The following is an 11,359-nucleotide window of genomic DNA, read 5'->3' on the forward strand; positions in this document are numbered from 1 at the left end:
GATGGGAACCGGATCGCGGTCCCACCCCGGGCCGGGGTGTCAGCCGGCGAGCGCCGCCTGGGCCTCGGTGAAGAACTGCTTCGCGGCGTCCTCGGGCGTGGCGCGGCCGTAGGTCACGCTCTCCGCGATGTCACGCAGCTTGTTGCGCAGCCCGCTGTGGCCCTTCGGCGGCGGCGTCGGGGCCGGGCCGAACTTGGGCGCAAGGGCGTTCTCGAAGGCCACCGTCGTCTTCATCGCCGGGTCGGTCATCGACGACTCGATGGCCGCCCGCGTGTCCATGTTGGACGGGAGACCGCGGTCGACGCCGAAGATCTTGGCCACCTCCGGGTCGTTGACCAGGAAGTTGATGACGTCGGCCACCACCTCCGGGTGCTCGGTGCTGCGGGAGCCCGCCCAGTAGAGCGAGGCCCGCGCCCACTGACCCTTCGGGTCGCCGGGGTACGCGACCATGCCCAGTTCGTTCTTGGTGGCCTTCTGCAGCTCGCCGAGCTGGTTGGACCACATGAACGAGGTGGCGGCCTTGCCGGTCACCACCAGCTGGGTGGCGACGCTGCCGTTGACGGCCTCGTGCACGATGTCGGCCGGCGGGGTGGCGTTCTTGGCCCGGGCACCCTGCCAGAGCTTGAACCAGTTGGCCAGGTCGGCCTCGGTGAACGCGAGCTTGTTGCCGTCGTAGAACTCCTTGCCCTGGGCCCGCAGCCAGAGCCAGAGCGCCTTGTAGTCGGAGCTGGTGTCCATCGTGCCCCAGTACTTGCCACCGCCCTTGGCGGTCACCTGGGCGGCCCAGTCGAAGAGCTGGTCGTAGCTCCAGCCCTCCTGCGGCTCGGGCAGGCCGAGCTCCTTGAGCTTTGTCCTGTCGTAGATCATGGCGGGGGTGTTCTCGCCGGTGGCGACCGCTACCTGCTTGCCGTCGATCTGGCCGTACCTGGTCAGCCCCTCGGCGTGCTTGGTCAGGTCGATCTTGTTGTCCTCGACGTACGGCGTCAGGTCGAGGGTGACGTTGCGGCCGGCGTACTCGGCCAGGCCGTTGTCGTCGATCTGGAAGATGTCGGGGGCGTTGCCACCGGCGGAGATCGTCGCGAGCTTGTCGTAGTAGCCGTCGAACGCCTGCCAGACGGCGTTGATCGTGACGTTCGGGTTCTTCTGCTTGTAGAGGTCGAGAGCCTTCTGGGTCATCTCGGCCCTGGCCTCGCCGCCCCACCAGAAGAACTCGATGCTGACCGGACCGCCCGGCTCCTCGTCGTCGTCGCCGCAGGCGGCGGCACCGAGGACGAGGGGCAGGGTGACCACCGCGGCCGTGAGGCGGCGGAGTACGTCTCGACGGGCAAGGAAGCGGTGGCCGCGCGCGGACGCGCTGGCCGTCGGGGATGTGGCGGGGTGCATCGTGTTCACTCCTCGGCGTTAGGAGGCGACACTTTCGGGGGTGGCCGCGGCGGTGCCGCCCGGGGCCGGATGGCCGTGCGGACCCGGGCGAGCGGGAGCTGCCGCGTCCGGGCGGTCGGCGGTCGCCGCCGCTGCGGGCCGGGCGGACAGTGCCGCCGGACCCACGCCCGTCGAGTCGCGGATGACCAACTCGGTCTGCAGGCTTACCTGTGCGGTGGTGCGACGGTCGTCGAGGGTGCCGGTCCGTCCGCCGCCGCGCCCGGCGCGTGCGGCGGAGGAACCGTCGTGTTGCAGGAGCATGTCGACGGCCGTCCGGCCGGCGGCCGCGGCTGGCGTGGCCACCGTCGTCAGTTTGGGCCGGGTGAGCCGGCTCAGCGCGATGTCGTCGATGCCGACCACGCTGATGTCCTGGGGCACCCGTAGCCCGAGCGAGTCCAGCCCTTCCATCAGGCCGATCGCCATCAGGTCGTTGTAGGCGAGCACGGCGGTGGCACCGGTCCGGCGTACCTGTTCGGCCATGGCGAGGCCGCCGCCCTCGGTGGGCGGGTTGGGTCCGAGCACGGTCAGCGCGGCGTCGGCGGCCCGGGCGGCGGCGGTGGCCGACCGGCGGATCTCCCGGTTGGTCCACGAGCCGCGCGGCCCGCCGAGCAGGGCGAGGTCGCGGTGTCCGAGCCCGGTCAGGTGTTCCACGGCGAGCCGGGCGCCCTGGCCGACGTCCATCACCACCGCCGGCAGGCCGGTCACCTGACGGTTGATGACGACCAGCGGCACCTCGCGGCTGAGCTGCTCGATCAGGCTGTTGCTCATCCGGGGACTGCACAGCAGCACGCCGTCGACCTGCTTGGCCAGGGCGTGCACCAGGTCCTCCTCGACCGCCGGGTCCTCGTTGGTGTCGGCGATGAAGATGTGGTAGTCCCGCTGCCGGGCCTGGCTCTCCGCCGCCTTGATCAGCGGCGGGAAGAACGGGTTGGCGATGTCGGCGATGATCAGGCCGATGTTGTGGGTGCGGCCGGTGATCAGGGCCCGGGCGGCCCGGTTGGGGCGGTAGCCGAGGTTTTCGGCGCAGGCCAGCACCCGGTTCCGGGTCTCGGGGTTGACCAGGTGCGGGGCCGAGAACGTCCGCGAGACGGTGGAGATGTGCACCCCGCAGGCTCGCGCGACGTCTCGAATGGTGGCTGGCACGCGAGTCCTCTCCGTGGCTGCCTGTGTCTGCCGTCACTTGGTTGGGTTGGCCAATTAATGCAAACGGTTGCTCCTGTGTCAACGGTGCCTCGTTACGGCTCTGTCGCGGTGCGCAGCGATGGGAGCACTTCCAAAGTTGCAAATGCGGATAAAGGTCGTAGCTTCGCATCAAGTCGTTGACGGGTGCCCGGCTTGCGTGGTTACTTCTCCTGCAAACCTTTGCAGCCATGAACCTTTCAGCCATGGAGGCGAGCTGGGATGTCGGTAACCCCGGGAAGGCAGCGTTTCGCACTGGTCGGCGCGGGTGCGCGGGCGGAGATGTTCGTCCGCGCCCTGGTGCTCGACCACCCGGACACGGCCGAACTCGTCGCCTTCGCCGACGTCAACCAGGCCCGGATGGACGCGCACAACCGCTGGCTCGCCGAACTCGACTTCGCGCCGGTGCCGACCTACCTGGCCGGCGAGTTCTCCGCCATGTTGGAGAAGGAACGGGTCGACGTGGTGCTGGTGACGAGCGTGGACCGCACCCATGACGAGTACATCGTCGCCGCGCTGCGGGCCGGCTGCGACGTGATCACCGAGAAGCCGATGACCACCGACGTGCCCCGGTGCGAGCGGATCCTGAAGGCCGTCGCGGAAACCGGCCGGAAGGTCTCGGTCGCCTTCAACTACCGCTACAACCCGTTGCACGAGAAGGTCCGGGAGGTACTCGCCGAGGGCGCCGTCGGCGAGATCGGCTCGGTCCACTTCGAGTGGCTGCTCGACGTACGCCACGGTGCCGACTACTTCCGGCGCTGGCACCGCGACAAGGCCAACTCCGGTGGGCTGATGGTGCACAAGGCCAGTCACCACTTCGACCTGGTCAACTGGTGGCTGGACGCCAACCCGGTGCGGGTCTACGCCGCCGGCCGGCTCTTCTTCTACGGCGACGAGGCCGGTCGGCGGCACGGCTACGCCCGCCCGTACGACCGGGCGCACGGCTCCCCGGACGCCGCCGACGACCCGTTCGCGCTGCACCTCGCCGACCACCCCCGGCTGCGGGCGCTCTATCTGGAGGCGGAGGCCGAGGACGGCTACCACCGCGACCAGAACGTCTTCGCCCCCGGGGTCACCATCGAGGACGACATGGCGGTGCTGGCGCAGTACGACAACGGGGCCAGCATGAGCTACCACCTGACCGCGTACGCCCCCTGGGAGGGCTACCGGGTGATGTTCAACGGCAGCCGGGGACGGCTCGAACTGGAGGTGGTGGAGAGCGACTTCGTCAGCCCGCAGGCGGCCGGCGAGCTGAAGGGCGCCGCGCTGCACGGGGTGCAGGCCGCCGTGGAGGAGGGCTGGGCGAGGCTCACCCTGCGGCCGTTCTGGGAGCAGCCCCGGGAGATCCCGGTGACCGGCTACACCCGTACCGGACACGGCGGCGCGGACGCCCGGATGACCGCCGTCCTCTTCGGCGGCCACACCGACCCGATGAACCGGGCCGCCACCGCCCGGGACGGCGCGCTCGCCCTGCTCACCGGCCTGGCCGCGAACCGCTCCTTCGAAACCGGGCAACCGGTAGGCGTCGCCGAGCTGCTCACCATCTGATGACCCGGGTGCAGGGAGGGGGGCCTTCCACGACAGGAGACGATAGGAAGGGCCCTTCCTTACACCACCGACCAGCCAAGGAGTTCGCTGGTGTCTGCCCAGTCCGACCGGCCCGACCTGCTCTTCCCGTCCGAACCCAGCCAGCGGGCGATCGCCCGTGAGCTGTACGCGCTGGTCCGGGACCGGCCGCTGATCTCGCCGCACGGGCACGTGGACCCGGCGATCCTCGCCGACGACGTCGCGTTCCCGGACCCGGCACGGCTGATCATCGTCCCGGACCACTACCTGACCCGGATGCTGCTGAGTCAGGGTGTCAACCCGGCCGAGCTGGGCGTACCGGCGGTGGACGGCGGGCCGGTGGAGAGTGACGGGCGGACCATCTGGCGGCGGTTCGCGGCGCACTGGCACCTGTTCCGGGGCACCCCGAGCCGGCTCTGGCTGGAGGAGACCTTCCGGAACGTCTTCGGGGTCACCACCCGGCTCTCCCCGGACACCGCCGACGAGATCTACGACTCGATCGCGGCGCAGCTCACCCAGCCGGAGTTCCGGCCCCGGGCGCTCTTCGAGCGGTTCAACATCGAGGTGCTGGCCACCACCGAGTCGCCGCTCGACGAGCTGGGCCGGCACGCCAAGCTCGCCGCCGACGGCTGGGGCGGGCCGGGCGGGCGGGTGGTCACCACCTTCCGGCCGGACAACGTGGTGGACATGGAGTTCGACGGCTGGGCCGACAACGTCGCACGCCTCGGCGAGATCGCCGGCGAGGACACCGGCCGGTACCCCGGCTATCTCGCCGCGCTGCGCAGCCGGCGGCAGGCGTTCATCGCCGCCGGGGCCACCTCCACCGACCACGGCCACCCGACGGCGCTGACCCTGCGGCTGGACGAGGCCGAGGCCGCCGCCCTCTACGAACGCGGGCTGCGCGGCGAGGCGACGCCGGAGGACGCCGAGGCGTTCCGGGCACACATGCTCGTCGAGTTCGCCCGGATGTCCGTCGAGGACGGCCTGGTGATGCAGCTGCACCCGGGCTCGGTGCGCAACCACAACCGCTGGCTCTACGCCAGGCACGGCCGCGACGTCGGCGGCGACATCCCGCAGGCCACCGAGTACGTGCACGCGCTGACGCCGCTGCTGGACGCGTACGGCAACGATCCCCGGCTGCGGGTCGTCGTCTACACGCTCGACGAGTACACCTTCACCCGGGAACTGGCTCCGCTGGCCGGCGGCTACCCGGCGCTCTACCTCGGCGCGCCCTGGTGGTTCCTGGACTCGCCCGAGGTGCTGCGCCGGTTCCGGGAGGCGGTCACCGAGACCGCCGGCTTCTACAACACCGCCGGTTTCGTCGACGACACCCGGGCGTTCTGCTCGATCCCGGTACGCCACGACGTCGCCCGGCGGATCGACGCCGGCTTCCTGGCCCGGCTGGTCGCCGAGGACCGGCTGCCGCTGGACGAGGCCGCCGAGACGATCGTCGACCTCGCCTACCACCTGCCCAAGAAGGTCTTCAAGCTCGGGAGCCAAGACAAGTGAGTGTGACCATCACCGGCGTCGACGTGCACGACGTGCGGTTTCCGACGGCGGCGGCCGGGGACGGCTCGGACGCGATCAACCGGGGTGACTACTCGGCCAGCTACGTCGAGTTGCGCACCGACGCGCCCGACGGGACCTCCGGGGCCGGGTTCACCTTCACCAACGGCCGGGGCAACGAGCTGACCTGCGCCGCGATCCGTGCCCTGGCCCACCACGTCGTCGGCCGCACCATGGCGGAGATCGCGGCCGAGCCGGTCGCCTTCTGGCGGTCGCTCACCGCCGACGTGCAACTGCGCTGGCTGGGGCCGGAGAAGGGCGTCATCCACATGGCGACCGGCGCGCTCGTCAACGCGGTCTGGGACCTGCGGGCCAAGCTGGCGGGCAAGCCGCTGTGGCGGCTGCTCGCCGAGATGCCGACCGAGGAACTGGTCCGCAACGTCGACTTCCACCACATTCTCGACGCGGTCAACCCGGCCGAGGCCGCCGCGATCCTCGACAAGGGGCAGGTCGGGCTCGCCGACCGGCTCGCCGAGCTGGACCGGGACGGCTTCCCGTCGTACACCACCTCGGTGGGGTGGCTCGGCTACCCGGACGAGAAGGTCCGGACGCTCACCCGCCAGGCGTACGACCAGGGGTGGCGGGCGATGAAGATGAAGGTCGGCGGCCCGGTCGACGACGACGTACGCCGGGCGCGGATCATCCGCGAGGAGATCGGCCCGGACGCGCTGCTGATGATGGACGCCAACCAGGTCTGGGACGTCGACGAGGCGATCGGGAACATGGCCCGGCTGGTCGACTTCGACCCGTACTGGATCGAGGAGCCGACGCACGCCGACGACGTACTCGGGCATGCCCGGATCGCCGAGGCGGTGACCGGACTCTCCGGCGGGCGCTGCCGGGTGGCCACCGGCGAGGTGGCCGCGAACCGGGTCATCTTCAAGCAGTTGATGCAGGCCGGGGCGATCGGGGTCTGCCAGATCGACGCCTGCCGGATCGGCGGGGTCAACGAGGTGCTCTCGGTGCTGCTGATGGCGGCGAAGTTCGGCGTGCCGGTCTGCCCGCACGCCGGTGGCGTCGGCCTCTGCGAGTACGTCCAGCACCTGGCGATCTTCGACTACCTGCGGGTCGGCACCTCGCTGGACGGCCGGATGGTCGAGTACGTCGACCACCTGCACGAGCACTTCGTCGACCCGGTACGTACCCGGCACGGCCGCTACCTGCTGCCCGAGCAGCCCGGTTACAGCGCGACGATGAAGCCGGCCTCGATCGCCGAGTACTCCTTCCCGGACGGCCCGGTATGGGCGGCGTGACGGTCAACGCGTCCCGGCTCGGCCTCGGCACGCTGCGCCGGCTGCCGGCGGGAAGCCGCCCGCTGGTCCGGCCCGGCGCCGTGCCGGCCGGGATCGTGCACCTCGGGCTCGGCGCGTTCCACCGGGCGCACCAGGCCGTCTACACCGAGGAGGCGGTGGCGGCGGCCGGCGGTGACTGGGGCATCGTCGGGGTGGCGCCGCGCAGCACCGACGTGGTGGGCAAACTCGCCGCCCAGGACTGCCTGTTCAGCGTGACCAGCAGCTCCGGGGCGGGCAACCAGACCCGGGTGGTCGGTGCGCTCGCCGGGGTCCGGCACGCCGCAAGCGACCCGGCGGCGATCGTCGCGCTGCTGGCCGACCCGGCGATCCGGGTGGTCACCCTGACGGTGACCGAGAAGGCGTACCAGCTCGATCCGGCGACCGGCCTGCTCCGCCCGGACGAGGCGGTGCTGGCCGACCTGGGCAGCGACCGGCCGCCGCGGACGGTGCCCGGCCTGCTGGTCCGGGGCCTGCTCGCCCGCCTCGCCGCCGACGCCGGCCCGATCGCGCTGATGAGCTGCGACAACCTGCCGTCCAACGGGGAGCGGCTGCACAGCCTGGTCGGCCAGGCGCTCGATCTGGTCGGCGACGGCGGGGACGAGCGGATCGCCGGGTGGCTGCGGGACAACGTCAGCTTCCCGGGGACCATGGTGGACCGGATCGTGCCGGCGAGTACCCCGCAGACCCTGGCCGACGCGCAGGCGGCGCTGGGGGTGAGCGACCTGGCGGCGCTGGCGGCCGAGCCGTACCGGCAGTGGGTGATCGAGGACCGGTTCCCGGGCGGGCGACCGGCCTGGGAGCGGGCCGGGGTGGTGCTCACCGACGACGCCGGCCCGTGGGAGCGGCTGAAGCTGCGGGCACTCAACGGCGTGCACTCGGCGACCGCCTATCTGGGTGCGCTGGCCGGCCGGGAGACCATCGCCGAGGCGCTGGAGATTCCGCACCTGGCCGGGGTGCTGCGCCGGCTGATCGCCGAGGACGTGGCGGCGAGCTTCGCCCCGCCGGAGGGCGTCTCGGTGGTCGACTACGGCGAGCAGGTGCTGGAGCGCTTCGCCAATCCGGTGCTCCGGCACCGGACCATCCAGATCGCCATGGACGGCTCGCAGAAGCTGCCGCAGCGGGTGCTGCACACCATCGCGGACCTGCGCGCGGCCGGGGCCCGGCCCCGGTGGGCCGCCCTGGTGGTGGCGGCCTGGATGCGGTTCGTCCAGGGCCGGGCCGACGACGGTACGCCGCTGCCGCTGGACGACCCGCTCGCCGACCGGATCCGGGCGGCCCTGGCCGCCGGCCGGGACTCGCCGGCCGGGGTGGCGCAGGCGCTCTTCGGGCTGACCGAGGTCTTCCCGGCCGAACTCGCCAGCGACGACGAGGTACGCGAGCTGGTGGTCGGGTGGCTGACCGCGCTGGACCGGCACGGGGTGGAGCAGACGCTGGCCGGTGCCGCATGACCGGAGCGGGTACGCCGCCCAGGGTGGCCCTGGTCGGGGCGAGCGGGCACGGGATGTGGCACCGCCGCACGATCACCCCGCTGCACGACACCGGGCGGCTGGAGCTGGTCGCCCTGGTCGACGTACGCCCGGTGGAGTCGGCACCGGGCGCGCCGGTCCCGCCGGGTGCGGGGGTCTTCACCGACCACCGGGAGATGCTGGCGGCGACCCGGCCGGACGTGGTGGTGGTCTGCACCCCGCCGCACACCCACCTGCCGATCGCGCTGGACGCGGTCGCGGCCGGGGCGGACCTGCTGCTGGAGAAGCCGCCGGTGCTCTCGCTGGCCGAGCACCGCACCCTGGCCGCCGCGCTGGCCGGGGCGGGTCGGGTGGCGCAGGTCGGCTTTCAGGCACTCGGGTCGGCGGCGCTGCGCGAGCTGACCTCGGCGGTCGCCGACGGCCGGCTGGGCCGGGTCACCGGGATCTGCACTGTCGCCTCCTGGCAACGCACCGACGGCTACTACGCGCGGGCACCGTGGGCGGGCCGGCGCAGCCTGGACGGCCGACCGGTCCTGGACGGCGTACTCGTGAATCCGCTGGCGCACGCGGTGATGCAGTGCCTGGCGGTGGCCGGTGCGGCGGTGGCCGCCGGTGCGGTCGCACCGCTGGCGGCGGTGCACGGTGTCGCGCCGGACTGGCCGGCCCAGGTCGAGCTGGAGCGTTACCGGACCCGACCGATCGAGGTGGACGACACCGCCGCGCTACGGGCGACCCTCGGCTGCGGCCTGCCGGTGCTGGCGGCGGTGACGCTGGCCGGCGAGGAGTTCGTCGCCGGCGAGGTGGTCGTGCACGGCAGCGCCGGCCGGGCGGTGCTGGATTATACCACCGACCACCTGACGCTCCCCGGTGACCAGGGGCCGCGTGCGGTGCCGGGTCGGGTGAACCTGCTGGAGAACCTGCTGGCGCACCGGGCCGACCCGGGCACGGTGCCGCTGGTCGCGCCGCTTCCCCGGACGGCGGCGTTCACCGCGCTGGTGCAGGCGATCTCGGCTGCGCCGGAACCGGAACTGGTCGGTGGCGAGCGGGTGCTGGCGACCGGCGGGGGAGCGGACCGGGTGCTGACCATCCGGGGGGTCAACGCGGCGCTGCGCCGGGCGGCGGCCGAGGGTGCGCTGCTGTCCGAGCTGGGCGTGCCGTGGGCGGTGAAGCCGCACCGGGCGGCGGTGGAACAGGAGGCGGTGGAACGGGAGGCGGGCGACGGGTGAGCACCGGAGTTCCTGCGTGAGAACGGGCCGGAGGCTGCAAATCGGGGGGACAACCGTCCGATAGAAATCGGACCCAATATCCCTCTTCTCGGCGAATGGTCGCCGGGACAATAAATGTTGCCTTTCTTTCGTGCAACATATCTGCAAACAGATTGCATTGACACTTTTAACTGCTGCTACCTACCGTTCAATTACGGAAAGATTTCGTCGTCGTTACGAGATCCGGTGGACAGTAGACAGACGCGGAGAGTGGCATGCGATCGAGCAGGTTGACCGCCGCCGTGGTCGGCAGTCTTCTCGTGGCATCCGGCGCCCTGGTGGCGGCGGCACAACCGGCCGGCGCGCACGGGCGGGACGGGTTGTCCCTGCCGGCCCGGCTGCTGGGTCGGCAGGCGTTGCCGGCCGGTGACGGCTGGGCCGCCGCCGGCCCCGGCACCACCGGCGGCGCGTCGGCCACCCCGGACCAGGTGCACGTGGTCCGCACCCGGGCCGAGCTGGTGCACGCCCTCGGCGGCGACAACGCCACCAACCGGGAGAACGCCACTCCGAAAATCATCTTCGTCCGCGGGCTGGTCGACGGCTTCGAGGCCGCCGACGGACGACTGCTCGACTGCGCCGACCTGGCCGACCCGGAGTACTCGCTGGACGCCTACCTGGCCGCGTACGACCCGGCGAGCTGGGGACGGGTGGCCCCGGCCGGGCCGCTGGAGCAGGCCAGGGTCAGGTCGGTGGCGAACCAGACCCGGCAGACCCAGATCAACGTCGGGCCGAACACCACGATCGTCGGGCTGCGCGGCGCCACCCTCTCCGGGCTGACCCTGATGGTGGACACCGCGGACAACGTCATAGTGCGCAACCTGACCCTCTCCGACGCCCGGGACTGCTTCCCGGCCTGGTCGCCGACGGACGGCGACGCCGGCAACTGGAACTCGCAGTTCGACCTGATGTCGGTACGCCGCAGCGAGAACGTCTGGGTCGACCACAACACCTTCACCGACGGCGACAACCCGGACAGCGGACTGCCGGTCTACTTCGGACGGCCGTACATGGTGCACGACGGGTCGCTCGACATCACGCACACCGCCAGCCGGGTGACCGCCTCGTACAACCGGTTCGTGGCCCGGGACAAGGTGATGCTGATCGGCTCCTCGAACACCGTCGGCCCGGACGTCGGCCGGCTCGACGTCACGCTGCACCACAACCTCTTCGACGGGACGATGCAGCGGCTGCCCCGGGTGCGGTTCGGCCGGGTCGACATCTACAACAACGCCTACCAGCTCGCCGGTGCGGAATTCGGGTACGCGATCGGCGTCGGCGTCCAGTCTGCGGTGTACGCCGAGCACAACCACTTCACCCTCGGCGCCGGCATCACCGCCGCCGACCTGCTTTACGACTGGGGCGGCACGGCAATCACGGAACGGGGCAACCGGGTACGCGAGTGGCGCGGGCCGGCCCGGCCGGTGAGCCTGCTGGCGGCGTACAACGCCGAGCACGAGCCCGACCTCGGCGGCGACGTCGGCTGGACGCCGACGCTGCGCTCCGGGCCGGTACTGCCCGCCCCGCTGGTACCGCTGGTGGTGCGGACCCTCGCCGGGGCCGACCGGCTGCCGGTCTGACGCTGGCGGGCTGCCGGCGTCAAACG

General features: G+C 71.8%; 8 protein-coding genes. 6 read left to right on the top strand and 2 right to left on the bottom strand.

Annotation, left to right across the window (positions count from 1 at the left end; all coding sequences use genetic code 11):
* Nucleotides 1-39: 39 nt before the first annotated feature.
* Both ACN28A_RS16485 and ACN28A_RS16490 read right to left on the bottom strand, forming a co-directional pair.
* Complete coding sequence (locus ACN28A_RS16485; protein WP_421396245.1) at nucleotides 40-1,383, bottom strand: ABC transporter substrate-binding protein; 1,344 nt, start codon at nucleotides 1,381-1,383, stop codon at nucleotides 40-42.
* Nucleotides 1,384-1,401: 18 nt separating this feature from the next.
* Nucleotides 1,402-2,565, bottom strand: coding sequence for a LacI family DNA-binding transcriptional regulator (locus ACN28A_RS16490; protein WP_421396247.1), 1,164 nt, complete (start codon nucleotides 2,563-2,565; stop codon nucleotides 1,402-1,404).
* A 258-nt stretch (nucleotides 2,566-2,823) separates the two neighbouring features.
* Here ACN28A_RS16490 and ACN28A_RS16495 point away from each other — a divergent pair, with 258 nt between their 5' ends.
* The 6 genes from ACN28A_RS16495 (at nucleotide 2,824) to ACN28A_RS16520 (ending at nucleotide 11,333) form a co-directional block, all read left to right on the top strand.
* Nucleotides 2,824-4,149 carry a Gfo/Idh/MocA family protein gene (locus ACN28A_RS16495; RefSeq protein ID WP_421396249.1) on the top strand — a complete coding sequence of 442 codons (1,326 nt, stop codon included), beginning with the start codon at nucleotides 2,824-2,826 and terminating at the stop codon, nucleotides 4,147-4,149.
* A 90-nt stretch (nucleotides 4,150-4,239) separates the two neighbouring features.
* Entirely contained in the window at nucleotides 4,240-5,676 is a 1,437-nt protein-coding gene (uxaC, locus tag ACN28A_RS16500) for a glucuronate isomerase (RefSeq protein WP_421396251.1), read from the top strand.
* The gene (locus tag ACN28A_RS16505) at nucleotides 5,673-6,986 is read left to right on the top strand and encodes an enolase C-terminal domain-like protein (protein ID WP_421396253.1); all 1,314 of its coding nucleotides are present in this window, start codon (nucleotides 5,673-5,675) and stop codon (nucleotides 6,984-6,986) included. The genes uxaC and ACN28A_RS16505 overlap by 4 nt, the downstream gene beginning before the upstream one ends.
* Nucleotides 6,974-8,473, top strand: coding sequence for a mannitol dehydrogenase family protein (locus tag ACN28A_RS16510; RefSeq protein ID WP_421396254.1), 1,500 nt, complete (start codon nucleotides 6,974-6,976; stop codon nucleotides 8,471-8,473). Before ACN28A_RS16505 ends, ACN28A_RS16510 begins: the two co-directional genes overlap by 13 nt.
* The gene (locus ACN28A_RS16515; RefSeq protein WP_421396256.1) at nucleotides 8,470-9,717 is read left to right on the top strand and encodes a Gfo/Idh/MocA family protein; all 1,248 of its coding nucleotides are present in this window, start codon (nucleotides 8,470-8,472) and stop codon (nucleotides 9,715-9,717) included. Before ACN28A_RS16510 ends, ACN28A_RS16515 begins: the two co-directional genes overlap by 4 nt.
* A gap of 254 nt (nucleotides 9,718-9,971) precedes the next feature.
* Entirely contained in the window at nucleotides 9,972-11,333 is a 1,362-nt protein-coding gene (locus tag ACN28A_RS16520) for a pectate lyase family protein (protein ID WP_421396257.1), read from the top strand.
* Nucleotides 11,334-11,359: the final 26 nt, after the last annotated feature.

The organism is Plantactinospora sp. WMMB782 (genome assembly GCF_049179135.1).
Taxonomy (GTDB): domain Bacteria; phylum Actinomycetota; class Actinomycetes; order Mycobacteriales; family Micromonosporaceae; genus Plantactinospora.

Excerpts from the sequence above, each read along its gene's own strand:
- ACN28A_RS16515 (WP_421396256.1), top strand. The coding sequence starts at position 8,470 with ATGACCGGAGCGGGTACGCCGCCCAGGGTGGCCCTGGTCGGGGCGAGC.
- ACN28A_RS16520 (WP_421396257.1), top strand. The coding sequence starts at position 9,972 with ATGCGATCGAGCAGGTTGACCGCCGCCGTGGTCGGCAGTCTTCTCGTG.
- ACN28A_RS16510 (WP_421396254.1), top strand. The coding sequence starts at position 6,974 with ATGGGCGGCGTGACGGTCAACGCGTCCCGGCTCGGCCTCGGCACGCTG.
- ACN28A_RS16485 (WP_421396245.1), bottom strand. The coding sequence starts at position 1,383 with ATGCACCCCGCCACATCCCCGACGGCCAGCGCGTCCGCGCGCGGCCAC.
- ACN28A_RS16495 (WP_421396249.1), top strand. The coding sequence starts at position 2,824 with ATGTCGGTAACCCCGGGAAGGCAGCGTTTCGCACTGGTCGGCGCGGGT.